The organism is Mesorhizobium qingshengii, from assembly GCF_027563465.1.
Classification (GTDB): Bacteria; Pseudomonadota; Alphaproteobacteria; order Rhizobiales; family Rhizobiaceae; genus Mesorhizobium; species Mesorhizobium qingshengii_A.
In genome coordinates, this window is the sequence record NZ_JAPFQA010000002.1 from 349,961 (window position 1) to 375,232 (window position 25,272).

The 25,272-nt window shown below is 63.3% G+C and carries 22 protein-coding genes and 1 tRNA gene; 11 read left to right on the forward strand and 12 right to left on the reverse strand.

Annotation, left to right across the window (positions count from 1 at the left end; genetic code table 11):
- Window positions 1-43: 43 nt before the first annotated feature.
- From yihA to rpmH, 6 genes are all read right to left on the reverse strand, one after another.
- Window positions 44-703: a ribosome biogenesis GTP-binding protein YihA/YsxC gene (gene yihA / locus OOJ09_RS06295; RefSeq protein WP_091575733.1), complete on the reverse strand. Its 660-nt coding sequence runs from the start codon at window positions 701-703 to the stop codon at window positions 44-46.
- Complete coding sequence (locus OOJ09_RS06300) at window positions 700-1,299, reverse strand: CatB-related O-acetyltransferase (RefSeq protein WP_420107502.1); 600 nt, start codon at window positions 1,297-1,299, stop codon at window positions 700-702. Before OOJ09_RS06300 ends, yihA begins: the two co-directional genes overlap by 4 nt.
- Window positions 1,300-1,754: 455 nt before the next feature.
- Window positions 1,755-2,315, reverse strand: a complete 561-nt coding sequence (locus OOJ09_RS06305; RefSeq protein ID WP_269904365.1) for a fasciclin domain-containing protein — start codon at window positions 2,313-2,315, stop codon at window positions 1,755-1,757.
- A 172-nt stretch (window positions 2,316-2,487) separates the two neighbouring features.
- Complete coding sequence (gene yidC / locus OOJ09_RS06310; protein ID WP_269904366.1) at window positions 2,488-4,299, reverse strand: membrane protein insertase YidC; 1,812 nt, start codon at window positions 4,297-4,299, stop codon at window positions 2,488-2,490.
- Window positions 4,300-4,313: 14 nt separating this feature from the next.
- Window positions 4,314-4,667, reverse strand: coding sequence for a ribonuclease P protein component (rnpA, locus tag OOJ09_RS06315; protein WP_269904367.1), 354 nt, complete (start codon window positions 4,665-4,667; stop codon window positions 4,314-4,316).
- Window positions 4,668-4,683: 16 nt separating this feature from the next.
- Window positions 4,684-4,818 carry a 50S ribosomal protein L34 gene (gene rpmH, locus OOJ09_RS06320; protein ID WP_008833937.1) on the reverse strand — a complete coding sequence of 45 codons (135 nt, stop codon included), beginning with the start codon at window positions 4,816-4,818 and terminating at the stop codon, window positions 4,684-4,686.
- Between the two features lie 278 nt (window positions 4,819-5,096).
- Between rpmH and OOJ09_RS06325 the strand changes: the two genes are divergently transcribed.
- A complete protein-coding gene (locus OOJ09_RS06325) occupies window positions 5,097-6,584 on the forward strand; it encodes a sensor histidine kinase (RefSeq protein ID WP_269904368.1) in 1,488 nt (495 codons plus the stop codon).
- A 234-nt stretch (window positions 6,585-6,818) separates the two neighbouring features.
- Window positions 6,819-6,895: transfer RNA gene (locus OOJ09_RS06330), tRNA-Arg, on the forward strand.
- Between the two features lie 171 nt (window positions 6,896-7,066).
- Here OOJ09_RS06330 and OOJ09_RS06335 read toward each other — a convergent pair.
- Complete coding sequence (locus OOJ09_RS06335) at window positions 7,067-8,266, reverse strand: M14 family metallopeptidase (protein ID WP_269904369.1); 1,200 nt, start codon at window positions 8,264-8,266, stop codon at window positions 7,067-7,069.
- A gap of 288 nt (window positions 8,267-8,554) precedes the next feature.
- The gene (locus OOJ09_RS06340; protein ID WP_269904370.1) at window positions 8,555-9,346 is read right to left on the reverse strand and encodes a hypothetical protein; all 792 of its coding nucleotides are present in this window, start codon (window positions 9,344-9,346) and stop codon (window positions 8,555-8,557) included.
- Window positions 9,347-9,706: 360 nt separating this feature from the next.
- Here OOJ09_RS06340 and OOJ09_RS06345 point away from each other — a divergent pair, with 360 nt between their 5' ends.
- Complete coding sequence (locus OOJ09_RS06345) at window positions 9,707-10,552, forward strand: FkbM family methyltransferase (protein ID WP_269904371.1); 846 nt, start codon at window positions 9,707-9,709, stop codon at window positions 10,550-10,552.
- A 327-nt stretch (window positions 10,553-10,879) separates the two neighbouring features.
- On the opposite strand, the gene OOJ09_RS06350 is transcribed toward OOJ09_RS06345, so the two are convergent.
- Complete coding sequence (locus OOJ09_RS06350; protein ID WP_269904372.1) at window positions 10,880-11,581, reverse strand: GntR family transcriptional regulator; 702 nt, start codon at window positions 11,579-11,581, stop codon at window positions 10,880-10,882.
- A 236-nt stretch (window positions 11,582-11,817) separates the two neighbouring features.
- On the opposite strand from OOJ09_RS06350, the gene OOJ09_RS06355 reads away from it, so the two are divergent.
- From OOJ09_RS06355 to OOJ09_RS06390, 8 genes are all read left to right on the forward strand, one after another.
- On the forward strand, window positions 11,818-12,858 hold the full coding sequence (locus OOJ09_RS06355) for an ABC transporter substrate-binding protein (RefSeq protein ID WP_269904373.1): 1,041 nt from the start codon (window positions 11,818-11,820) through the stop codon (window positions 12,856-12,858).
- An 82-nt stretch (window positions 12,859-12,940) separates the two neighbouring features.
- Window positions 12,941-14,026, forward strand: coding sequence for an ABC transporter ATP-binding protein (locus tag OOJ09_RS06360; RefSeq protein ID WP_269904374.1), 1,086 nt, complete (start codon window positions 12,941-12,943; stop codon window positions 14,024-14,026).
- Window positions 14,026-14,949, forward strand: coding sequence for an ABC transporter permease (locus OOJ09_RS06365; protein ID WP_269904375.1), 924 nt, complete (start codon window positions 14,026-14,028; stop codon window positions 14,947-14,949). Before OOJ09_RS06360 ends, OOJ09_RS06365 begins: the two co-directional genes overlap by 1 nt.
- On the forward strand, window positions 14,946-15,746 hold the full coding sequence (locus OOJ09_RS06370) for an ABC transporter permease (protein WP_269904376.1): 801 nt from the start codon (window positions 14,946-14,948) through the stop codon (window positions 15,744-15,746). Before OOJ09_RS06365 ends, OOJ09_RS06370 begins: the two co-directional genes overlap by 4 nt.
- Before the next feature lie 30 nt (window positions 15,747-15,776).
- Window positions 15,777-17,363, forward strand: a complete 1,587-nt coding sequence (gene ggt / locus OOJ09_RS06375) for a gamma-glutamyltransferase (RefSeq protein ID WP_269904377.1) — start codon at window positions 15,777-15,779, stop codon at window positions 17,361-17,363.
- 90 nt (window positions 17,364-17,453) lie between these two features.
- On the forward strand, window positions 17,454-18,980 hold the full coding sequence (locus OOJ09_RS06380) for an acyl--CoA ligase (RefSeq protein WP_269904378.1): 1,527 nt from the start codon (window positions 17,454-17,456) through the stop codon (window positions 18,978-18,980).
- 2 nt (window positions 18,981-18,982) lie between these two features.
- On the forward strand, window positions 18,983-19,963 hold the full coding sequence (locus tag OOJ09_RS06385; protein ID WP_269904379.1) for a 2-dehydropantoate 2-reductase: 981 nt from the start codon (window positions 18,983-18,985) through the stop codon (window positions 19,961-19,963).
- A 177-nt stretch (window positions 19,964-20,140) separates the two neighbouring features.
- Window positions 20,141-20,905: a LuxR C-terminal-related transcriptional regulator gene (locus tag OOJ09_RS06390; protein WP_269904380.1), complete on the forward strand. Its 765-nt coding sequence runs from the start codon at window positions 20,141-20,143 to the stop codon at window positions 20,903-20,905.
- A 15-nt stretch (window positions 20,906-20,920) separates the two neighbouring features.
- Here OOJ09_RS06390 and OOJ09_RS06395 read toward each other — a convergent pair whose 3' ends face one another.
- Genes OOJ09_RS06395 through OOJ09_RS06405 form a run of 3 tightly spaced genes read right to left on the reverse strand, consistent with a single transcriptional unit; the run spans window position 20,921 to window position 25,249 of the window.
- On the reverse strand, window positions 20,921-22,711 hold the full coding sequence (locus OOJ09_RS06395; protein ID WP_420107495.1) for an ABC transporter ATP-binding protein: 1,791 nt from the start codon (window positions 22,709-22,711) through the stop codon (window positions 20,921-20,923).
- An 8-nt stretch (window positions 22,712-22,719) separates the two neighbouring features.
- Window positions 22,720-23,664 carry an acetamidase/formamidase family protein gene (locus OOJ09_RS06400; protein WP_269904381.1) on the reverse strand — a complete coding sequence of 315 codons (945 nt, stop codon included), beginning with the start codon at window positions 23,662-23,664 and terminating at the stop codon, window positions 22,720-22,722.
- On the reverse strand, window positions 23,654-25,249 hold the full coding sequence (locus tag OOJ09_RS06405) for an ABC transporter substrate-binding protein (protein WP_420107503.1): 1,596 nt from the start codon (window positions 25,247-25,249) through the stop codon (window positions 23,654-23,656). Before OOJ09_RS06405 ends, OOJ09_RS06400 begins: the two co-directional genes overlap by 11 nt.
- Between the last annotated feature and the right edge of the window lie 23 nt (window positions 25,250-25,272).

A 25,272-nucleotide genomic window follows, 5' to 3' on the forward strand; every position in this document is an offset into this window, starting at 1 on the left:
TGATCTTTCCCGAAATCCGGTTCCCGGTTTTCGGGATCATGCTCTAGCCGCCATTGGCGGCAAGCACGATCGCCGCCCGCAAGTCCTCGAGGCCCTCGGCCTTTTCCGATGACGTCGCCAGAACGAACGGAAATGCCGCCGGCCGCTTCTTGATCTTTTGCAGCGTCTCCTCGATCAATCGCGGCACGCCGGCAACCTTGATCTTGTCCGTCTTGGTCAGCACGATCTGGTAGGACACCGCCGCCTTGTCGAGCAGCGACAGCACTTCGTCATCCTTGGCCTTGATGCCGTGGCGGGCGTCGATCAGCACATAGACGCGCTTCAGCGTGACGCGGCCCTTGAGATAGTCGAAGACCAGCTTGGTCCACTCGTCGACCTTCTCCTTGGGCGCGGTGGCGTAGCCATAGCCCGGCATGTCGACCAGCGCCAGGGGCGGCAGGTCGGCACCTTCGCCCGAGAATCCGTCGGGCACGAAATAGTTGAGCTCCTGCGTGCGCCCCGGCGTGTTGGAGGTGCGCGCCAGCCCCTTCTGGTTGACCAGCGCGTTGATCAGCGACGACTTGCCGACGTTCGAGCGGCCGGCAAAGGCGATTTCCGGCGGCCCTTCCGGCGGCAGGAACTTCATTGCCGGCACGCCGCGGATGAAGATCCAGCCGCGTGTAAACAGGTCGATTCCGATCGTGCTGCTGTTCAGGGCGTTCAAACTGCTGCCTCCAGAAGAGAGATATCGGCGCCTCTGATAGCATCGAGGTTACGGCTGATCTTGTCCACCGGCCAGTCCCACCATGCCACGGCGAGCAACCGCCGGATCGTCCTGTCGTCGAAACGCATCTTCACCACCTTGGCGGCGTTGCCGGCGACGATCGCATAGGGCGGCACGTCGTGCGTCACCACCGATTTCGCGGCGATGATGGCGCCGTCGCCGATCTCCACGCCGGGCAGGATGACCGCCTCCATGCCGATCCAGACATCGTTGCCGAGGATTGTGTCGCCGCGCACTTCCTTCGACCAGGTGACGGGGTCAAAACCTTTTTCCCAGCCATGGCCGAAGATATTGAACGGGTAGGTCGAAAAGCCGGACATGGCATGGTTGGCGCCGTTCATGATGAAGCGCGCGCCTTCGGCGATGGCGCAGAACCTGCCGATGATGAGCTTGTCGCCAATGAAGGGGTAGTGATGCAGGACGCATTTTTCGGCGAACTTGTCCGGTCCGTCCGGGTCATCATAGTAGGTGAAATCACCGATCTCGATGTTCGGCGCGCTTACCAGCCCCTTGAGGAAGCCGACCCGCGTGTGCATCGGGATCGGGTGCTTGATGTCGGGGTTGGGTCCGGTCAATGGGGTCTGGCTCCGTCGAATGATTGGGCCGGCGGTGCGGCGAAAATCGAAACTCGCATCGGTCCGCGCGAATTTCGGGCTCAAGCCGCACAGGTCAAAATAGCGCGATCCGCACGGCAGCACCAACGGCCTGCCGAACGCATCAACCTACCTGTTCATCGATGGGGCACTCCCGAACGAGAGCGAGCTTATAGGCATGCGTGGGGCCGGCGTCTACCCAGGCCGCGGGAACCCGAAGCGGGATGACAGGGGCAATATGCGGGACGACAAACAAACCGGGGCCCTGTGAGGGACTACAGGACCCCGGCCCATTGCCGATGCGGCTTCCCAGGAAACGTGGCGCCTCGTCATGAGGCGGGGAGGGCAAGCCGAGAAAGCCCCAACGGACTTGCCTTGATCCCCTTTGCCGGAAGCCGCTACTTCGGCAACAGCACCTTGTTGACGACATGGATGACGCCATTCGACTGATTGACGTCGGCGATCGTCACCCTGGCCTCGCCACCGGACTCGTCCATGACGTAGAGCTTGCCCTTCTTGACCTCGGCCGTCAGCGTGTCGCCGGAAACGGTCTTCATCTCATACTTGCCGCCCATCGCCTTGGCCTTGGCCATCATGTCCTTGCCGGAGATCTTGCCGGCCACGACATGCGCGGTCAGCACCTTGGTGAGCTGATCCTTGTTCTCGGGCTTCAGCAGCGTATCGACGGTGCCCTTGGGCAGTGCCGCGAACGCCTCGTTGGTCGGCGCGAAGACGGTGAACGGGCCGGCGCCCTGCAACGTGTCGACCAGCCCGGCAGCCTTGACGGCGGCGACCAGCGTCGTGTGGTCCTTCGAGTTGACGGCGTTCTCGACGATGTTCTTGGTGGCATACATCGGCGCGCCGCCGACCACCGGGTTCTTGGCATAGGCCGGGGCGACGATAGTCGCGCCGGCGACGAGCGCGGAAAGCGCGACGATCCTGAATGACGGCAAACGCATGTGTTCTTCCTCCATGTGAGGGCTGATCGGAATTGACAGCCTTTGGAAATGCCCACGCAGTCACGCCCTGCGACCGCTTGCAGTTTCGCCGATCACGGGAACGTGAACCGATGCTTGCCCAAACGGAAAAGCCCTGGACGAGCCAGGGCTTTTCACAAAAAAGAGGCGGTGGTTATTCGGCCGGCGACGGTTTCTTTCGGAACAGTGCGACCAGATTGTCCCACAGCTCGATCTTGGCGCCCTGACGCTTCATGATCACGCCTTGCTGGAGGATCGACAGCGTGTTGTTCCAGGCCCAGTAGATGACGAGGCCTGCCGGGAAACCCGCCATCATGAAGGTGAAGATGACCGGCATCCAGGTGAAGATCGCGGCCTGGGTCGGGTCCGGCGGCGTCGGGTTCATGCGCATCTGCAGGAACATGGTGACGCCCATGATCAGCGGCCAAACGCCGATCATCAGCATGTGCGGCAAGGTGACCGGAACGAGGCCGAACAGATTGAAGATCGACGTCGGATCGGGTGCGGCCAGGTCCTGGATCCAGCCGAAGAACGGCGCGTGCCGCATCTCGATGGTGATGTAGAGCACCTTGTAGAGCGAGAAGAAGACCGGAATCTGCAACGCCACCGGCCAGCAGCCGGCAAGCGGGTTGATCTTCTCGGTCTTGTACAGCTCCATCATCGCCTGCTGCTGCTTCATCTTGTCGTCCGCGTATTTCTCGCGGATTTCGAGCATCTTGGGCTGCACCTTCTTCATGTTCGCCATCGACGCGTAGGACTTGTTGGCGAGCGGGAAGAAGAGGGCCTTGACGATGACGGTGGTGGCCAGGATCGCCAGGCCGAAATTGCCGAAGAATTTGTAGAGCGTGTCGATCAGCCAGAACATCGGCTTGGTGATGAAGTGGAACCAGCCCCAGTCAATCAAGAGGTCGAACCGCTTGATGTGGCGGTCTTCCGCATAGGCGTTGATCTTGGCGACTTCCTTGGCGCCGGCGAAGATTTCGCTTTCCACCGTCGCCGACTGACCGGCATCGACATTGATCGGGTCGGTCAGGAAGTCGGACTGATAGCGATGGCGGCCGTCCTCGAAATAGGCGAAGCGCGGCTGGAACGGCTGCTTTTCGGAAGGCACCAGGGTCACGGCCCAGTACTTGTCGGTGATGCCGAGCCAGCCGTCGGTCGACTTGCCAGGGGTGACCTGCTTGTCCTTTTCGATGGACGCGTATTTGTGTTCCTGCAGGCCTTCGGTGCCGGTGAAGCCTATCAGGCCTTCATGCAGCACATAGGTGCTGGCGACGGCCGGCTTGTCGAAACGGGTAACGCGGCCGTAATTGGACAGCGAGACGGGAGCCGTGCCCGAATTCTGCACCGTGTCGGAAACCGTGAACATGTAGTTGGCATCGACGGAAATGGTGCGCTTGAAGGTCAGGCCCTTGTCGTTCGAATAGGTCAGCGTGACCGGTGTTGACGGTGTCAGCGTCGCGTTGCCGTCGACGGACCACACCGTCTCCGGACCCGGCACCGCGCCGGTCTTGTCGTTGCCGACAAAGCCGATCTCGGCATAATAGCCAGTAGGCAGCGCGGCCGGGTTGAGCAGGCTGATCTCGGGCGAGTTCTTGTCGACCGTCTCGGTGTAGTGCTTGAGCCTGAGGTCGTCGAGACGGGCGCCAGTCAGGTTGATCGAACCTTCGAGGCTCGGTGTGTCGATCGTGACGCGCTTGCTGGTCGCCAGGGCCTGTTCACGGCCGGCCGGCGTCACGGCGTCGGTGCCCGGTGCGTTGGGAATGGCGCCTGGTGCCGCCGGTGTCGCGGTGTCGCCAGGGTTGGTGCCGCCGGCGGCCTTCTTCTGCTCTTCGACGCGCTGCTGCTCGATGCGGGCCGCCTCGCGCTGCGCTTCGCTGCGTGGCAACACGTAAAAATATTGCCACACCGCCAGAATCAGCACCGACAGCGCGATGGTGATGAAGAAGTTCCGGTTGTTTTCCATCGAAAGCCCTTGGCCTATCGTGTTCCGCGCAGTCGGCGGGAGAGCTCGGCCTTCAGCTGGCCGAACGGAATGGCAAGCACGTCTTCGCGCCCGACGATGACATAGTCATTGCCAGGCGCCATGTCACTCGCCGCGTGCGTGCGGACGGCCTCTCGCAGCCGCCGCCGGACGCGGTTGCGGACAACCGCATTGCCGACCTTCTTGGTGACGGTGTAGCCGACACGCGGCGACAGGCCGTCGCCGCGGTCGAGAACCTCAACGAGAAAAAGCCGCCCGCGTCGCTTTTCACCACGACGGACAGCCAGGAATTCTGCGCGCTTCAGAAGCCGCTTGGGATTTGGTCCCACTGGCTTGCCGGATGCGGGCAACGATCTCGTCTTCCGTTCAGGCGCTGAGCCGCTTGCGGCCACGATTGCGGCGAGCCGCGACGACGCCGCGACCACCCTTGGTGGCCATGCGGGCACGGAAGCCGTGCCGACGTTTGCGGACGAGTTTGGACGGTTGGTAGGTACGCTTCATTTGTTTTAATACCGCGGGGTGCGGCCCTTCTTGATTCTGTCACTCTGTAACAGGAGCTTTGCCGGGCCGGTTTTGGCGCGATCGAAACCGCGCCGGGACGAATGGCCCGAGCGTGAGCGGGCTTATAGAAAGAAGGGTTTTGGAAGTCAATCCGGCGTCGGCGGGCCGAAGACGGCCGTGCCTCGGCGCCGTTTATGTTTCCGCCGAAGGATGAAATTGGCAAAAAAGCCGCAATCGCCTAATCTTGGCTGATCAAGTGATCGTGAAGACAGAGCCGGATGAACGAAATCACACAAGCGGAGGAAAGGATCGGCGCGGCGGCCAGCGACGTGCGCACGGTGCCGCTGTCGCGCGGCCTGTCGACAAAGCTGCTGCTCTTGACCATCGTCTTCGTGCTTCTGGCCGAGGTGCTCATCTTCCTGCCCTGGATCGCCAGCTACCGGCTGAGCTGGCTCAAGGAGCGGCTGAGCACGGCCGCGGCGGTGTCGATCGTGCTGGTGCAAGGTGAGCCCACCTCGCTGTCGCGCGCGGCCCAGAACGACGTGCTGATGGCAATCGGCGCCAAGGCGATCGCGGTGCGCGACGGCGGCGTCTCGCGCCTTCTGGTGGTGGCCGAGATGCCGCCGCAGGTCGACGAACACATCGACATCGCCAACATCGGCATGATCAAGGGCATGACCGGCGCGCTGGACACGCTGTTTTTTGGCGGCAACCGGATGCTGCGCGTCTTCGGGCCGGTCGGCGACAGCGACAAGGAGTTCGAGCTGATCATGCCGGACACCCCCCTGCGCAACGCCATGCTCATCTACTCACGCAACGTCGCCTTCGTGTCGCTGCTGATCTCGCTGTTCACCGCAATGCTGGTCTATGCCGCCATCGACCTGATCATGATCGGGCCGATCCGGACGATGACCCGATCGATGCTGTCCTTCTCCGAAGCCCCTGACGATCCAGGACGCATCATCCACCCCGCCGCCCGCGCCGACGAGATCGGCGTTGCCGAGCGCGAACTGTCGCAGATGCAGGAACGGCTGCAGAAGATGCTTGCCGAGCAGAAGCACCTTGCCGACCTTGGCCTCGCGGTCTCGAAGATCAACCATGACATGCGCAACATCCTGGCGTCGGCGCAGCTGATGTCGGACCGCCTGCGCCAGGTCAAGGACCCGACCGTGCAGGCCTTCGCGCCGAAACTGCTGCGCGCGCTCGATCGCGCCGTGTCCTATTCCGAAGGCGTGCTGGCCTATGGCCGCACCCAGGAGCCGCCGCCGGCGCGCCGCAGGCTGCGGCTGCATCAACTGGTCGAGGACGTCCATGGCCTGCTCGATACGGAAGGCGGTATCGAGTTCGTCAACGCCGTCGACCTGACCTTCGAGGTGGACGCCGATTCCGACCAGTTGTTCAGGGTGCTGACCAACCTTTGCCGCAACGCCGTGCAGGCGATGGCGGCGGATACGGAGAACGCCATCGTGCGCCGCCTGGCCGTGTCGGCCGTGCGCCTGGGCAGTGTCAGCCGCATTGCCGTCACCGACACCGGCCCCGGCCTGCCGCCAAAGGCGCGAGAGAACCTATTCGCGGCCTTTCGCGGCTCGGCGCGCAGCGGCGGCACCGGCCTTGGCCTGGCAATCGCGCACGAGCTGATCCGGGCGCACGGCGGCACGGTGGAACTGGTCGAGAGCATTGGCGGGCGCACGACATTCGCGGTCACCATTCCCGACCAGCCGGTGCGGCTCGATCAGGCCCGCAACGGCCTGCGCCGGCCGGCATGACGATTCGGGCGCTGTCTTCGCCCCGATTGCCTGCCTCCCAAGACCGATGCTCCACGAGACTTCGAGCTGTTTCGAAGCGCCGGAACCCGAACTGTCGTCACTCGCTGACATGCCTGCGACAAAACTTTTGCCGGATCGGCTTGCTTTTCGGAAATTCAGTCGCTAGGGAACAGCTCACATTCGCGGTCGGTCCTCAGGATCGGATCGTGGGTCATGGAAAGCATGGCCTGTTGCGCGCCCGTAGCTCAGCTGGATAGAGCACCAGACTACGAATCTGGGGGTCAGGAGTTCGAATCTCTTCGGGCGCGCCATCTCACCACCATTCCAGACCAAAATGGGCACCCAGGCCGCGCATTTGACCCGACGAGAACGCTCACGCCTCTCGCCCATGAGGTCGCTGGGTGGACACCAGGCCCTTCGGCGTGCCCGGTCGCCGCAAACGCTGGACAACTAAGACACGCAAAGACCGCTCACACGGTGAATTACTCGGGATAAACCTCACCGCCCTCCGGCGGCGCCTTGTGGAAAAGGATGAATACCAAGGGGTTGCCGGGCTCGGACATTGCGTCGCTGCGCTTGCCCGTCATCTCTCCAGCCACGCCGCTTGCATACTCCGCAACCACTTCGCCGAAGCTGTCGCGCTGGATGGCCACCTTCTGTCCGGCTTCGACCTTGTCGTTGAGCTTGACCAGATACTCGACCAACCCGCCCGCGCTTGCCAGGATCGGGAACGCGCTGTTGCCGGTAAAAACAGCCAAGTCCTTGCCTGTGCGTCCCATCGGGCCGGCCAGGATGCCGTGATGCTTGAGGACGTTCATCGTGCCTTCCACGAACAGGGAGATCATCTCGAGGTCCAGAACGCGCGCAGCACCGATCTCCGCACAGAAGGATGGGATGCCCGCGTCGATAAACGCGTTATGCAGGACACCGGGATATGTATGATTGTCGAAGATCTGGCCGATGGGGTAAAGGTCCACCATCGCCTTGATCTCGGGCACATCCATGCTGGCAATATTGAATGCGGTGACATCGAAGCCGGTTGTCCCGGTATGGAAGTCGATCGCGAAGTCGGCGTTCGGCCGGAGCAGCCGATTGAACAGGAGCCCGGCGTGTCGGCTGGCCGCCGTGACACCGTTCTCGTTCCCGGGCCATTCCCTGTTCATGTCGGTCAGATCATTGCCCCTGCCCGAATTGGGCCATCTGCGCTGCATGCCTTCCAAGGCCGGGCGGGCCACGTCCGTGACCGCCATCACCGTGCCCGACATCTGCGTCGGATCGAGCTGGTTCATCACGGTCTGGACGGTATGGATGGAGCTCATCTCGTCGCCATGCACGCCACTGACCAGGACGACGCGCTTACCCGGCTTCGTCCCCTTGGCGACCGTCACGGATACATACCAATGCTGTCCGGTGGGCATCTCCACGCCCTGAAAATACAAAAGATGCTTCTGCCCAGGCTCGAGGTCGTTAACGTCGAGCGCGCTGACGACCTTCTTCCCCTGGATCACATCGCCGGTATAGACCGTTCCCTGCCCAGATGCGGCGGCGGCGGACGCAGCCGCTTTGTCCTGGGCATTCGCAGCACCAGCGCTGACGGCGAGGGCAGCCGTCGCGCCAACCGTGGCGATAGATGCGATTATGAAATCGCGGCGATCGAGGCCTTCTCTAGGATTGTCCGACATGATTGAGGTCCTTTGTGATTTGAAAAGCTGCGTTGGAACAACGGCATGCCCATAGGTCACAAAAATCCCGCCCGACTTACGCCACAACCATGTTCCTAACCTCGCAAAGTTGCAAGATTTCCGCGGAGCTCGACGGCTATTTCAGGGCGCTCCGGCGCAGACATGGTTCTCAGTTTCATCGTCGCTGGGGCGCCGTTCAACTCCTGAAGGCATGCGGCAAGCCAGAGACGGGGTTCCGTCCGCCGACGAGATTGGCGGGGGCAAGACGATGCGTCCCCACGGGCCAATCTAGAAGTGCCATATATCCCGCTGCTTCCACAGATCGATCGGGGCGCGCCAAAGCCGGTATCTGGCCGCCTGCTCGATTTGCTGGCTTACGCCGAGGCGGGCATTGCCCGCGAAGAAAGCCTCCAGCCGCCTGCGGGCAAAGAGCTTCCTTCCCCTGGTGTTGTAATTGCGGATGGGTAGCCGGTGGCGGCTGATTGTCCTCCCATGTCGGGAAAGCGCCACGCCAATGCAGAATTGTTCCGTGGTGTGCACCTTCACGACACCAATCATCTGTTCGATGGCATGATAAGCGTCGGTCAAAGCGGGAAGATTGGAATTGTGAACGCCCAGGACGCCGCTGTTCCACATCGGTTCGTGTCCCGTGAGCGTGTAGTCGCCCAGCAAGAACCCCTTGTCCGCGATCGCGCGATAGGCCGCCTTTGGCGTTCCTTCGGATTTTCTCATGATGGAGTGCGACGGAGAAATTCGGCTGAAACAGCTCGAAATGTCGCCGACCGGGTACATGTCCGTATCCATGAAGAACAGACGGTCGCAGCGCTGCAACAATTGAATGATACCGGCGGCCTTGATCCCGAAAATGTATCGGTCGCCAAATGACATCTCGGTTTTTTTCCTGGCGGTAAGTTCAATCGCTTCGATTGGGTATCCATCAAAAACCGAAGGCCTATCGGTCAAGACCTTGATATTTGCGCTCGGGCGGTAATGCAGCAGCCGAAGTGCGCTGAAGAGCGCTCCGCGCGCGTACAACTCGTCCGCGCCGAACGCAACATAACCGAAACTGTCCAAGCCCATCGGCGGTCTATAGGGGCGCCTGGATTTGGCGTCAACTTTCCCCCATCATCATCCGAAAACCCATGGGCCGCAACGTCGCGGCCGATCTCGCGCGACTGTTGCCTGACACGTGAAAGACCATTGTCGCCGGCATGATCAAGACACGAGCCAGTCCGGGATGGACGCTCGTTTGGCGAAGCGGAGAAGGCCATCGACTTACGGGTCGCGGCAAATCCAGGGCTTCTGCGCATGAGATGGTTGCAAGGACGCGGCCTTTAGCGCTACAGATATCCACTGCGAATTCCCCGTAAAAAGGTGCATTTTACTACATATTGTATTTCCTCTTATTCCGCATTGTAGAAATTGCTTAAGAGCCCACCCATGAAATTATTTCGCACCCTTGAAAGAGCGCTTCGTCGTTTGCGTGATAAAGTGTTTTCGGGACTTCGAACCTTTGATGGGTTCAGGTATTTCAGCCTACTGACGATTAATGAAGATATAGTCTTGGTCACCAGGCAATTTTCGGATCATCGTCTTATTTTTTCCCCACATGAGGCAATTGGGAGGAATTTGTTCAAGGATGGTCATTACCAGCGTGATTTGGCCGACAGAGTCCTGGAGATTATCGGAGATACGACCGGCAGAATACTTTTGGAGATCGGTGCTAATATCGGTACGCATAGTATCTACTTGACGCGCAGCGACCGGTTCGACCGGTTGATTTGCATCGAACCGGCCCTCAGCAACATCCAACTCTTGAAGCACAATCTGCTTCTCAACAATTTGAACGATCGGACAACCGTTGTTGAGTGCGCGGTTGGTGATCACGACGGAGTCGTTGATTTCTATTTCAACGAAAAGAATTTCGGCGCAAGCAGTATAACGAAGCCTGATGATGGGACGTACTCTGTCCAAGTCTCGCTTCGTCGCGTGGACAGCATTCTGCGTGAGATCGACGTCAGCCCCGACGATATCGGCCTTGTCTGGATGGATATCGAGGGAGCCGAACCAGAGGCGATGAAGTCCATGAAGGAACTGGTTGATCGTCGCGTTCCCATTTTAATGGAGTATGTCCCGTCTCGGTATGGTCCGTCAAAGGCAACTGAGATGACCACATACCTGGCCCAACATTATGGGCGTTGCGTCGTCTTCGGCGGGCGGTCCGAAAGAGAGATGGACATCCGCAATTTGCCCGATGGGACGAACGACATTCTTCTGCTGCCGTAGGGCCGGCCCGACGACACACTTCGAGCATACCGCGCGGCAACAGGGTCGCTTCGGCGGCCCTTTTTCTTTCCCACAACCTCAAGAGGCTACCCTGGACCGCAATTTCGCGCCGGGCGCTTGCGCTCGTGACCGGCACTGGCCTTGCCGTTGCCGCAGTCGCCGGCGCGAGCCGGGCGGCCGGATGAACTGGCCGCAGCGGTCGTGTGTTCCTGGCATCGGAAGGCGCCAACTATGTCAACGGCGCCCTGCCCGGTGGTCGACGGCGGCACCAGGCTTCAGGAGCGCAAGGGCTGAAGCCCTGCCCGGCATCAGGTCAGTCGGCCCCGCTCACGACGCCCTGGCCAGGAAATTCTGGTAGTCCGACTTGGCCTGCAGCAGGCGCAGCACATTGTCGCGCGAACCCCGCACATGGGCGCGCGCCAGGGTGCCGGCGCGGCTGGCGTCGCCGGCACAGATGGCGTCGACGATCTCGGCGTGCTCGTCGCGGGCGATCTTCCATTCGTCCAGCCACAGGAGTTCCGTCCACACATAGTGCTGGCACTTGTCGAGGATGCCGCACAGCATGCCGTGCAGCATGGCATTGCCACTGATCTGCGCAATCACGCGGTGCAGGTCGATGCCGACCTCGAGCTCCTGGAACTTCTCCCGTGTGGTGCGGTCCGGAATGGTGGCCAACCGCTCGCATTCGGCGAGCATGGCGCGCAGCCGTGCCTTGTCCTTCTCGGTCGCGGCGGCGGCAGCCAGTTCGGTCGCATGGCCGTCGAGCAGTTCGCGGATCTCGAAAGCCTCGCGGAACATGTTGATGTCGAACTCGGTAACGACATAGCCCTGGCGCGGCCGGCCGGTGACCAGTCCATCGCGTTCGAGGCGGTTGAAGGCTTCGCGCACCGGCGTGCGGCTGACATTGAGCCTGACGGCAATGTCGTTCTCGGTGACGCGCGAGCCCGGTGGAATCTGGCCGGTCACGATCATCGCCTTGAGCGCGGAGTAGACCGAGTCGCGCAGCGTGTTTTTGGTTTCCTTGGCCAAGTCCCGTTTCCAGTTCTCCGGTCTTTCCGCCGGAAGTCGATGTGTTCTAACGCATAGCTGTATTCAAAGTCGGCGCGATTTGCCATGTCCGACGCCTCGTCTTCCCAGCCACGCTCGAAGCTCCCAGGCGACGCCGACCGGTGTTGACATCGCCGATCCGCAAGCTACACTCAAAATTGTATACAAAATAGCATGCGAAATCAAAAATAATGGGAACACCGGTTGGAGAGCCGAAAATGAACAGGACAAGAAGCGTTAGCATTCTCGCGGTTGCCGGCCTCATGGCCGCCGTCGCGCCGCCCGCCATGGCGGGCGATACCATCACCGTCGCCTCCTGGGGCGGCACCTATCAGGAGGCGGAGACCAAGGCCTTCTTCAAGCCAACCGCCGATGCGCTCGGCATCACCATCAAGGAAGACACCACCAACGGCCTCGACGATGTGCGCCTGCAGGTGACCGGCAATGCCGTGAAGTGGGACATCACCGAACTTGGCGCCGACGAATGCGCGCGTGGCTCGAAGGAAGGGCTGTTCGAGAAGCTCGACTACGGCATCATCGACAAGAGCGGCATCAACCCGAAGCTGGTGCATGACGACTGGGTCGGCATTTCCTACACTTCCGTCGTGCTCATCTACCGGACCGATGTCTTCGGCGACAAGGGCCCGAAGACATGGGCCGACTTCTGGAACGTGGAAAAGTTTCCGGGACGGCGCGCGCTGAGCGGCAGCCAGGCGACCGAAACGCTGAGCGTCGCGGCACTCGCCAACGGTATTCCAATCGACAAGGTCTATCCGGTCGACATCGATGGCGCACTGAAATCCGTCGACAAGATCCGTGGCCACATCGATGCCTGGTGGACCTCCGGCGCCCAGGCCATGCAACTGGTGAAGGATGGCGAGGTCGACATGGCGAGCATCTGGAACGGCCGAGCCGGCACCCTGAAGAAGGAAGGCGCGCCGATCAGCTTCTCCTTCGACCAGGGCGTTCTCACCGCCGACTGCATGGTCATCCCCAAGGGCGCCAAGAACAAGGCTGCCGCGATGAAGGCGCTGGCGATGTTCGTCAGCCCGCAGCTGCAGGCCAATCTGCCGCTTTATGTCGACAACGGGCCGGTGAACGAGAAGGCCTTCGAGACCGGCAAGATCCCGCAGGACAGGATCAAGGACATCAATTCGTCGCCCGAAAACGTCAAGAAACAGGTGCTGCAGGACGCCGCGTTCTGGCGTGACAATCTGGTCGAAGCGACGGAAAAGTTCAACAATCTGGTCCAGCAATAGGCTCCGGCCAGAGCCCAAATCACGGCAGGGCGGGCAACCGCTTCGCCCTGCTTCCGCCGCCCCCGCCCAGGAGACGATGATCTTGTCCATTGCGCCATCCGCGCTGCCGATCAGCATGCGCCGGATCGAGAAACGATTTGGCAGCGTAGCGGTGCTGCGTGACCTGAACCTCGATGTCGCGGCCGGTGAATTCTTGACGCTGCTCGGCCCCTCCGGATCCGGAAAGACGACACTGCTGATGATCCTGGCGGGCTTTGTGCGGGCCAATGCCGGCTCGATCAAGGTCGGCGGCGACGAGATCATCACCACGCCGCCGCACAGGCGCAACATCGGCATGGTGTTCCAGAACTATGCGCTGTTCCCGCATATGAACGTCTTCCACAACATCGCCTTTCCGCTCAAGCAGCGCGGCGTCGGCGCCGCCGAGACGGCCGAGCGCGTCGAGAAGGCGCTGGATCTGGTGAAGCTCAAGGGCCTGGGCGAGCGCCGGGTCGACCAGCTCTCCGGCGGCCAGCGCCAGCGCGTGGCGCTGGCGCGCGCCATCGTCTTCGAACCGCGCATCGTGCTGATGGACGAACCCCTGTCGGCACTCGACAAGGGCCTGCGCGAGCACATGCAGATCGAGCTGCGCGCCCTGCATCGGCGGCTTGGCATGATGACGACGGTCTATGTCACGCACGACCAGCGCGAAGCCATCACCATGTCGGACCGCATCGCGGTGATGAACGCCGGACGGATCGAACAACTCGATCGGCCCGAGACCCTCTACGCAACGCCGCGGACGCGGTTTGTGGCCGGCTTCATCGGTGAATCGAATTTCATTCCCGTCGAATGCCGCAATGGTTCGGTCTGGTACGAGGACCAGAGAATCCACACCGCCGCACCATCGCCGGCACCGGGCCAGCACCTGATGGTGGTGCGGCCGGAAAAGCTGCGGCTGCTCACCGACGCCGAGCCGGCAAGCGGCGTCAATGTGCTCAATGCGACGCTCAGCGACATCATCTACCAGGGCGACAGCTTCGTCTGCTACGCGGTGTTGCGCGACGGCCGCCAGCTGACCCTGCGCGACTATTGCCGCAGCGACGTGCTGGCCAGAATGCCGGCCCCCGGCCGGCCCGTCACGCTTGGCCTCGACGCCCAGGACACGATCCTGGTGGCGGCCGACTGATGAGCGTGCACCCCACCCTCCCGCGAGATACCGGCCGTGCGGGCCAGGACCTGAACACGCAGGCGCTGCGTGCCGACGCACGGCGCGAGTCGCTGCGGCTGCTGGCACTGCTGTCGCCAAGCCTGTTCCTCGTCTTCGCCATCATCATCGTGCCGATCGGCTGGCTATTCTGGCTGTCGCTGTTCGACGAGGCCGGCGCCCTCAGCGCCGCCAACTATGCGCGGTTCTTCGAGCAGGCCTCCTACATCAAGACCTTCGTCACCACCTTCAGGGTCGCCTTCATCGTCACCGGCGCCTGCGTCCTGCTCGGCTATCCCCTGGCCTACATGCTGTCGCAACTGCCGCGCCGCGCGGCGTCGATCTGCCTGATCTTCGTCATCCTGCCGTTCTGGACATCGGTTCTGGTGCGCACCTATGCCTGGCTGGTGATCCTGCAGCGCAAGGGGCTGATCAACAGCTGGCTGATCGACCTCGGCGTGATCAGCGAGCCGCTGCCGCTCGCCAACAATCTGTCCGGCGTCGTCATCGGCATGACGCATATCCTGCTGCCGTTCCTGGTGCTGCCGCTCTACGCCTCGATGAAGACGATCGACACCGACTGCCTGCGCGCCGGGATGAACCTTGGTGCCGGCCCGGTCGCCACCTTCCGGCAGATATTCTTTCCGCTGTCGCTCCCCGGCCTCGCCTCGGGCGTGGTCATCGTCTTCGTGCTTTGCCTCGGGTTCTTCGTCACCCCGGCGCTGATGGGCGGCGGCAAGGTGATCATGTGGGCGATGCGCATGGAACAGACCACCAGCCTCTATTCCAACTGGGGCGCGGGCGCGGCCCTCGGCGTGGTGCTGCTGGTGGTCACGCTGGCGCTTCTCGGCCTTTTCCAGTGGCTGCTCGGCGCGCGCGCCACCGGCGTGTGGAGTTCGCGATGAGCGGGGATGTCGGCCTACCGATCTCGCACCGGCAACGTCTGTGGCTCTATGCGCTCGGCGGCCTCGTGCTTTTGTTCCTGATCGCGCCGTCGATCATCATCGTCATCATGTCCTTTTCGGATTCGACGCTGCTGCAATTCCCGCCGCAGCAATGGTCGCTGCGCTGGTACCAGAGCTATTTCCAGTCGCTGGAGTGGCGCGACGCGACAATCGTTTCGGTCAAGGTGGCGATCATGACGACATTCGTTGCAACGCCGCTCGGCACCGCCGCCGCCTATGCCATCAACAGGGGCACGCTGCGCCTCAACGGCACCATCAACGCGCTGCTGACGGCATCGCTGATCGTCCCGGTGATCCTCATCGGCATCGGCACCTTCTTCCTCTATGCGCGCATCGGGCTCAACAACACGCTGACCGGCCTGGTCATCGCGCACACGGTGCAGGCGCTGCCACTGGTGGTGCTGACCGTGCTGTCGGGGTTGCGCTCCTACGACATGAACCAGGAGCGGGTAGCGCGCAGCCTCGGCGCCGGACGCGTCGCCGCGTTCTGGCAGGTGACAATGCCGCAGATCCGCTTCTCGATCGTCTCGGGCGCGCTGTTCGCCTTCATCACCTCCTTCGACGAAGTGGTTGTCTCGCTGTTCATATCGGGCGGCGAGACGACGACACTGACGCGCCGCATGTTCAACGCGCTACGCGACCAGATCGACCCGACGATCGCCGCCATCTCGACCTGCCTGATCGTGCTCTCGGTCGTCCTGCTGTCGGTTGCGCAGATGTTCGGGAGGCGGCATTGATTTCAAGTGACCATGGGACATCCAGACAGAATGCGTGATTTCCAGTTTCCCGGCCGCTCGCCGGTTCGTGCCACGGAAGCGATGGCGGCGACATCGCACCCGCTTGCAACCCTTGCCGCGATCGAGATGCTGCGTGCCGGCGGCAATGCCATGGACGCCGCCGTCTGCGCCGCCGCCGTGCAGGCCGTGGTCGAACCACAGTCGACCGGCATCGGCGGCGATTGCTTCGTGCTCTATTGTCCGAAGGGGCAAGGCAACGTGCTGGCCTTCAACGGTTCGGGCCGCGCCCCTGCCAAGGCGACGGTCGACTGGTATCTGGAAAGAGGCTTCGACCGCATCCCGCTGCAGGGACCGCACGCGGTCACCGTGCCGGGCGCCGTCGATGCCTGGTGCCGCCTGCTGGAGGACCATGGCCGCAAGGGCCTTGCCGATGCGCTGGCACCGGCCATCCATTACGCCGAGAACGGCTATGTCGTGCATGACCGCGTCGCCTTCGACTGGGCCGAGCCGGAGACAGATCTTTCGGCCGACGAGCACGCCGCGCGCATCTTCCTGCCGGGCGGCAAGGCACCCAGGGCCGGCGATGTCCACCGCCAGCCGGAACTCGCCGCCACCTTGCGGATAATCGCCAGGCACGGGCGCGCCGGTTTTTACGAAGGCACCGTCGCCGACGATATCGTCAGCCGGCTCAACGAACTGGGCGGACTTCATTCGCGCGAGGATTTCGCGGCGACCAGAGGCGACTATGTGGCGCCGGTCAGCGTCTCCTATGGCGGCCATGACATCCATCAGATGCCGCCGAACAACCAGGGGCTGACGGCGCTGTTGATGCTGAACGTGCTATCGGGGCTCAAGCTTGGCGGGCTCGACCCCAATGGCGCCGAACGCCTGCATCTGGAGATCGAAGCCGGGCGTCTGGCCTATCGCGACCGCGACCGCTTCGTCGCGGACCAGGACCATGTCCCGGTGCCGGTGAAGCAGCTTCTGTCCGGCGCCTATGCCGACCGGCTGCGCGCCGAGATCGACCGCGAACGCGCCATGACGCATCTGCCGCGCGTGGACCTGCCTGGCAGCGACACGGTCTACATCTCCATCGTCGATCGCGACCGCAACGCGGTCTCCTTCATCAACTCGACCTATTATTCGTTCGGCAGCGGCGTGGTCAGCCCGAAGACCGGCGTCGTGCTGCAAAATCGCGGCTCGAGCTTCCGCCTCGACCCGGCGCACCCGAACGCGATCGCGCCCGGCAAGCGGCCGATGCACACCATCATGCCCGGCATGGCGACGAAGAACGGCCGCGCGGTGATGCCGTTCGGCGTGATGGGCGGCGGCTACCAGCCGTTCGGGCACGTCCATCTGCTGACCAACATGCTCGACTTCGGCATGGACCCGCAACAGGCGCTGGACGCGCCGAGGGTGTTCTACAATGATGATATGGTGGAAGCCGAACGCAGCGTTCCCGCCGAGGCGATCGAGGGTTTGCGCCAGCGCGGCCATCGCATAGCCGAACCGAATCACCCGCTCGGCGGCGGACAGGCGGTGCTGATCGACTGGGAGAAGGGGACGCTGACCGGTGCCTCAGATCCGCGCAAGGACGGAATGGCGCTTGGCTACTGAGGCGATCCGTTGTCCAATGGCGTTTCCATCTCGAGCCAAGCCCGCCCACGGGGCTCCCGCCAATAGTCGTTCGAAATCCAGCCGGTGATCATGACCAATATTGCAAATCCCAAAGAGCTTTCCCGCCGCCTCGTTGCGGGGGCGGATGACGCGCCGGCGATTTCGGCGCCCGACAGGGCGACGCTCACCCATGGCGGGTTGCGCAGGCTGATCGCCGCCACGGCGGAACGGCTCCATGCGCTCGGCATCGGCCGGGGCGACAGGGTGGCGATCGTGCTGCCGAACGGGCCGGAGATGGCCACAGCCTTCGTCGCGGTGGCGGCGACCGCTTCGACAGCACCGCTCAACCCCGCCTACCGGGCGGACGAGCTCGATTTCTACCTGACCGACATCGGCGCCAAGGCAATCCTTGTCACCGCCGACGAGGCCGGGCCGGCGGTGACGGTGGCCGAACGCCTCGGCATCGGCGTGCTCAGGCTTGTCGCCTTGCCTGACGAACCTGCCGGAAGTTTTGCGATCGAGGGCGCGGCGACCGGTGCGCCGGCAGCGCCCGACATGGCACAGGACGGCGACATCGCGCTGTTGCTGCACACATCGGGCACCACGTCGCGGCCCAAGCTGGTGCCGCTCAGCCATGCCAACATCGCGGCCTCCGCCGCCCATATCGGCGCGACGCTCGGCCTGACGGCGGATGACCGGTGCCTCAACATCATGCCGCTGTTCCACATTCACGGCCTGATCGCGGCCGTGCTGTCCTCGCTGGCGTCGGGCGGCAGCATCTTCTGCACGCCTGGCTTCAACGCGCTGCGCTTCTTCCAGTGGCTGAGCGAGGCACAACCAAGCTGGTACACGGCGGTGCCGACCATGCATCAGGCCATCCTGTCCCGGGCAGCGCGCAATCCAGAGGTTCTGGCGGCAGCGCGTCTGCGCTTCATCCGCTCGTCCTCGGCGTCGCTGCCGGCGCAAGTGATGGCCGAGCTCGAGGCGACTTTCGGCTGTCCGGTCATCGAATCCTACGGGATGACCGAGGCCGCGCACCAGATGGCCTCGAACCGGCTGCCGCCGGGCCTGCGCAAGCCGGGCAGCGTTGGCGCGGCCGCCGGACCGGAGGTGGCGGTCATGGCGCCTGACGGCCGGCTGCTGGAAGCCGGCGAGACCGGCGAGATCGTCATTCGCGGACCCAATGTGACCGCGGGCTACGAGAAGAACCCTGACGCCAACGCCACGGCTTTCGCGCATGGCTGGTTCCACACCGGCGACCAGGGCGTGCTGGACGAGGACTTCTATCTGCGCGTCACCGGCCGGCTCAAGGAGATCATCAACCGCGGCGGCGAAAAGATCTCGCCGCTCGAGGTCGACGACGTGCTGATGGACCATCCGGCGGTGGCGCAGGTCGTCACCTTCGCGATGCCGCATGACAAGCTTGGCGAGGAGGTGGCGGCGGCAGTCGTGCTGCGCGAAGGCATGACCGCCACCGAGGGCGACATCCGCAGCCATGCCGCGACGCGGCTCGCCGACTTCAAGGTGCCGCGCAAGATCCTGATCCTGGACGAGATCCCCAAGGGCGCGACGGGCAAGCTGCAGCGCATCGGGCTTGCCGCCAAACTCGGACTTTGACGATGAAGATAACCATCTTCGGCGCCGGTGCGATCGGCGGCTATCTCGCGGCCAAGCTGGCGATCACCGGCCGGACCGATCTTTCGATCGTCGCGCGTGGCGCCCATCTCGAAGCGATCAGGACAAGCGGACTCCGCCTGATCGAGGACGGCCAGGAATCGGTCGCCCCCGTCAGGGCCGCCGCGAAGCCCGAGGAGCTTGGCACCCAGGACTATGTCGTACTGGCGCTGAAAGCCCATTCCCTCACCCCTGCCCTCGACCAGATCGCACCGCTGCTCGGCCAGGACACCGCTGTCGTCACCATGCAGAACGGCGTGCCGTGGTGGTATTTCCATGGTGTTGGCGGGCCGCTCGAAGGCACAAGGTTGAACACGGTCGATCCCGGCGGCGCGATCTGGCAGCGGATCGGGCCGCAGCGCGTCATCGGCTCGGTCGTCTATCCCGCCGTCGAGGTCGACGCGCCCGGCCTCGTCCGCCATGTCGAAGGCAAGCGCTTCTCGCTCGGCGAACCCTCTGGCGAGCGCAGCGAACGGGTGACGCTTCTGGCCGAGGAAATGGTCAAGGCCGGGCTGCAGGTGCCGGTGCGCGACGATATCCGCAGCGAAATCTGGGTGAAGCTGTGGGGCAATCTCTCCTTCAACCCGATCTCGGCGCTGACCGGCAGCACGCTGGCGGCGATCGTCGCCGACGAGGGCACCCGCACGCTGGCCCGTACCATGATGCTGGAGGCGCAGGCGATCGGCGAAAGCCTTGGCGTGCGCTTTCCGATCGCGGTCGACCGGCGCATCAAGGGCGCAGGCGATGTCGGCGAGCACAAGACCTCGATGCTGCAGGACCTGGAGCGTGGACGGCCGATGGAGATCGATGCGCTGGTGACGGCCGTCCAGGAACTTGGCCGTCTGACGGACAAGCCAACCCCGACCATCGATGCCGTGCTGGCGCTGGTGCGCCGCCTCGCCATCGAACGCGGCTGCTATTCCTGAGCCAGTTCGCCATGCCTTGAGCGTTTTCAGGCGCAGGGTGGAGCATTGCCGAAATCGGCTTCGCTCCGTCGTGTGCCTTGTTTCACATACGTCGGCCCCGAATCCACGCTTACTAAGGAGGAGCTAAAACAGCGCCCGCGCTCCCAATGGGTGCGAGGGGCAGGAAGGGGTGGAGTTATGACAACAATCCAACCATACGAGACGGCCCAACGAAGCCTGTGCGCTTTCGATATCGATCCTGACAATCCCCCCACATCCACGGCGACGGATATCGAGATTGCGATTATCGATGACCGGCCGCTGATGTGCGACTGCCTGGCAAGAGGTCTCGCGGAAATCGAACCAGCATTTCGTTTCCGGCATTTCTCGAGCATCGAAGCCTTCGACGCGGCAGACCTGGAGGAGACCCAAAGGATCTCGACGGTCTTGATGTGCGTCATGTGGTCAAACGCCGAGGCGGACCACCATCTTGCCCGGATCGCCCACCTCAAAGCGACCAGATCTTGGGTGAGCGCCATCATCCTGGCCGATATCGAGAATCTGGACGATATTCTCAAGGCGATCGAAAATGGTGCGCGCGGTTACGTTCCGACGAGCGTCAGCCTGCAGGTTGCGGCCAAGGCCATTCATCTCGTGGCGGCAGGAGGGATCTTCATCCCGCCGAGTGTGCTTTTCCAGTCAGCGCAGAACGCCAAGGACGGCCAGCAGACGATCAAACAGCAGGCGCAGGACGACAACGTTTTCACGTCACGCCAGATTTCGGTCATAGAAGCGCTGCGTCGAGGGAAAGCGAACAAGATCATCGCATATGAACTCAACATGTGTGAGAGCACGGTCAAGGTGCATGTTCGCAATATCATGAAGAAACTTCGCGCCCGGAATCGGACCGAGGTGGCTTACATCCTGAATACGGCGCCGTATGAGGGGCTCATCAGGAATTGATCGACGGCGGCCGCTTCAGCTTCCGGCAGCAACAAGATGCCCGCCACCGACATCCTGCAAGGCCAGTTTCAGCGGCGCCTCGCCTATCCTGCGGGTGGCGCTCGGAATCTCCTGGTCGAGGCGGGCGAAGCGGCTTCTTCGCTTGGCCGGGTCTGGCACCGGCACGGCTTCGATCAATCGCCTGGTGTAGGGGTGGCGCGGGTTGGAAAACACCTGGTCGCGCGTGCCCATCTCGACGATCTGGCCGAGATACATGACGGCGACGCGGTCGGAGATGTTCTCGACCACCGCCATGTCGTGCGAGATGAAGAGATAGGCGACGCCGAATTCGCGCTGCAATTCCTTCAACAGGTCGAGCACGCGCGCCTGCACCGAGACGTCTAGCGCCGAGACGCTTTCGTCGGCGATGATCAGCTTCGGCCGCAGCGCCAGCGCGCGCGCGATACAGACGCGCTGGCGCTGGCCGCCGGAAAATTCGTGCGGATAAAGCTCCATCTGGTCGGCCGACAGGCCGACACGCTCGAACAGCGCCGCAACCCGCTCCCCGCGCTCTTCCTTGGAGGCAATGCCATGGATGACGAGCGGCTCGGCGACGAGGTCGCCGACGCGCATGCGCGGGTCGAGCGAGGCATAAGGGTCCTGGAAGATCATCTGCACGTCGCGCCGAACCGCCTTGCGCTCGTCGCGGCCAAGGCCCGACAAATTGCGCCCGCCAACGACGATGTCGCCGGTGTAGGGCACCAGCCCGGCCAGCGCCTTGGCGGTGGTCGACTTGCCGCAACCGGACTCGCCCACCAGCGCCAGCGTTTCGTTGGGCGCGATCGAGAAGCTGACGCCTTCGACGGCGTGAACACGGCGGCTGACCCGGCCCAAGACGCCGCCGCGCAGATCGAAGCGGACATGCAGATCGTTGACCACGGCGACATTGGCCGGCGTTGCCGTTTCGGCATCCCTGGATTTCTGCCGGCCGACGCCGGCGCCGATGCGCGGAACGGCGGCCAACAGCTCGCGCGTGTAGTCGGCTTGCGGCCGGGCGAAGATGTCTGATGCCTTTCCCTCCTCGACCATGCGGCCATGCCGCATGATGATGACGCGATCGGCCATTTCGGCGACCACGCCCATGTCGTGGGTGATGAGAATGACGCTGGTGCCATGCTCACGCTGCAGGTCGCGCAGCAGCTCCAGCACCTCGCCTTGCACGGTGACGTCGAGCGCGGTCGTCGGCTCGTCGGCAATCAGCACGTCGGGCTCGAGCGCCAGCGCCATGGCGATCATCACCCGCTGGCGCATGCCGCCGGACAGTTCGTGCGGAAACTGCTTCAGCCGGCTCTCGGCTTCGGAGATGCGCACCGCCTTCAGCGCCTCGATGGCACGCTGGCGGGCCTCGGATGGCGACAGGCTGGTATGCGCCTCGATGGACTCGGTCAGTTGCCGGCCGATCGACAGCACCGGATTGAGCGAGGTCATCGGCTCCTGGAAGATCATGGCGATGCGGTCGCCGCGAATGCGCCGCATCTGGCGCTCGTCGAGCGTCGCCAGATCGGTCTCACCGAGGCGGATCGTGCCCGACGATATCCTGGCTGCGGGCTGCGGCAGCAATTGCATGATCGCCAGGGCGGTCATCGACTTGCCGGAACCGGATTCGCCGGCGATGCAGAGCGTTTCGCCACGGAGCAGCGTCAGCGACAGGTTGGAGACGACGTCCCGCTCGCCATCCTCGCCGCGCACGCTGACCGACAGGCCGGCGATGTCGAGCACTGGTCCCGCCGTCACCGGGGCGGCAGCCCCGGTACGCTTCCTGTCCACGCCTGCGTTCATTCAAACACGCAGCGCGGGAAGTAGAACGACACCACCCAGTTCGGCATGTCGACGATCTCGCTGATACGGAGATCGCCGCACACCGAGGCCAGCATATAGGCCTCGACCGGGTCTATTCCGTAGCGGCCAGAGAGCAGGTCGACCATCTGCGCGACCGCCTCCCTGGCGCCGGTCATCAGATCCGGGCCGATGCCGGTCGTCACCTCATAGCCCTTGGCATCGAGGTGGCGGGTCACCGGGCCTGGGGTGGTGAAGCGCGGCGTCTTCAGCCTGGTGTCCTTGACCAGGTCGAGCTTGAGCACGACATCCATCGGGCTTTCGATCGCCGTACCGCAGACCTCGCCGTCGCCTTGCGCGGCGTGCGTGTCGCCGACCGAGAATAGTGCTCCGGCCACTTCCACCGGCAGATAAAGCGTGGTGCCGGCGGCGAGATCGCGGATGTCGAGATTGCCGCCGACACGCCTCGGCGGCACCACCGAGTGGTGGCCCTTTTCCGCCAGCGCGTTGCCGATGGTGCCGGCGAAGGGTTTCAGCGGCACCCGCGCATTTTTGCCGAACAGCGCCGGCTCGAGCGAGGCGGCGTCGTATTTCCAGATGTTCAACGCCGGCTCCTTGAAGTCGTCGGCGAGCAGGCCAAAACCTGGAATGTTCGCCGTCCAGCCGAAGCCGGACGGCTTGAACATCTCGATGGTCACCTTGAGCGCGTCACCCGGCTCGGCACCCTCGACGAAGATCGGCCCGGTCACCGGGTTGACCTTGGCGAAGTCGAGCTTGGCGATGTCGCTGACCGTGCTGTCGGCCTGAAGCTGGCCGCCACCCGCATCAAGACACTGGAACTCGATGGTCGAGCCGGGCGCCACCCGCTCGGCCGGGACAAACGAATTGTCCCAGCCGAAATGGTGATGGCGCCCGTGGATGGTGTAGTCGCAGTTATTGCACATCTTTTACATACACATTGTCGTAGTTGATCGGGATATGGACCGGGTCGACATAGAGGTTGTCGGCGCCGCCCATGCGGGCCGATTTCATGGTGAAGCGCTGCTCGTTGAAGACCGGCGCCCACGGCGCGTCCTCCATCACCTTGTCGTAGATGGCGCTCCACATCTTGTCGCGCTCGCCCGCCTTCGCCGGGTCGACCACGGAGTCTGCCTCGGCCGCCTTGGCGTCGAGATCCTTGTTGCAATACCACGACCAGTTCCAGCCGCCGGGCACAGCACCCGCGCAGCCGAGGATCGGGCCGTAGAAGTTCGACGGATCCGGGAAGTCGGCGATCCAGGCCATGCCGCCGGACCAGATCATCGGTGCGCCGGCCTTGTCGCCACCGGCGGCGATGACGTTGGCCTGCGCCAGCGACTGGATGCCGGCCTTGATGCCGATCGCAGCCAGGTCCTGCTGGATCGCCTGGGCGATGCGCGGGTTGGGATCGGTGTTCATGGCGAACAGCTGGATGTCGAAGCCATCGGGATGACCGGCCTCGGCCAGCAGCGCCTTGGCCTTGGCGACGTCATAGGGATAGCCCTTGAACTCCTTGTCGTAACCCGGCATCGATGGCGGCAGCGGCTGGTTGGCAGGCACGGCGCGGCCGTTGATGATCTGGATGATGCGGGCCTTGTTGATCGCCATGTTGACGGCCTGGCGCACCTTCACATTGTCGAAAGGCGCCATGGTGGTGTTCATGGTGACGTAGCCGGTGTGCAGCTGGCCGCCTTCGACGACGCGCGCCTTCTGCTCGGGATCGGCCATCACCTCCTGGAACTTGGCCGGCGGAATGCCGTCGCCGGGCACGTCGATCTCGCCCTTCTGCAGGCGCAGCAGCGCCACGATCGGCTCCTGGCCGATCTCGAAGGTGATCTTGTCCAGGTGCGGCAGCCCCTTGTGCCAGTAGTCCGGATTGCGCTCGAAGACGATACGCTGGCCAAGCGTCCATTCGGCGAGCTTGAAGGCGCCGGTGCCGACCGGATGCTTGCCGAAATCGGCGCTGTATTTCTCGACCTCTTCCTTCGGCACGACATGCGAGAAGTTGATGGCCATGACATGCAGGAAGGTGGCGTCGGGACGGGTCAGCTCGAACTTGACGGTGTAGGGGTCGACCACGGTGACGCCAGCCAGGCTTTCGGCCTTGCCTGCGGCGACGTCGTCATAGCCCTTGATCGAGCCGAAGAAGCCGGCGCCGGGGCTCTGCGTCTTCGGATTGGTGACGCGGTCGAGCGAGTATTTCACGTCGTCGGCGGTCATCTCGCGGCCATTGTGGAATTTCACACCGTGGCGCAGCTTGAAGGTGAAGGTCTTGCCGTCCGGCGAAATCTCGTAGCTTTCGGCGAGGTCGGGCTTCAGATTGGTGGTGCCCGGCTCGTAGTCCATCAGCCCGTCGAACAGGCTCTTGATCATCGACCAGTTCTGCCAGTCATAGCCGATTGCCGGATCGAGCGTGGCGACGTCATCCTTGTAGGTGATGGTGATGGCGCCGCCCTGCTTGGCGTTCGGATCGACAGTGTCCTCGGCGCGTACGCTTGTCATGCCGAGCATCAGCGCCAGCGCCGATGCCGCTA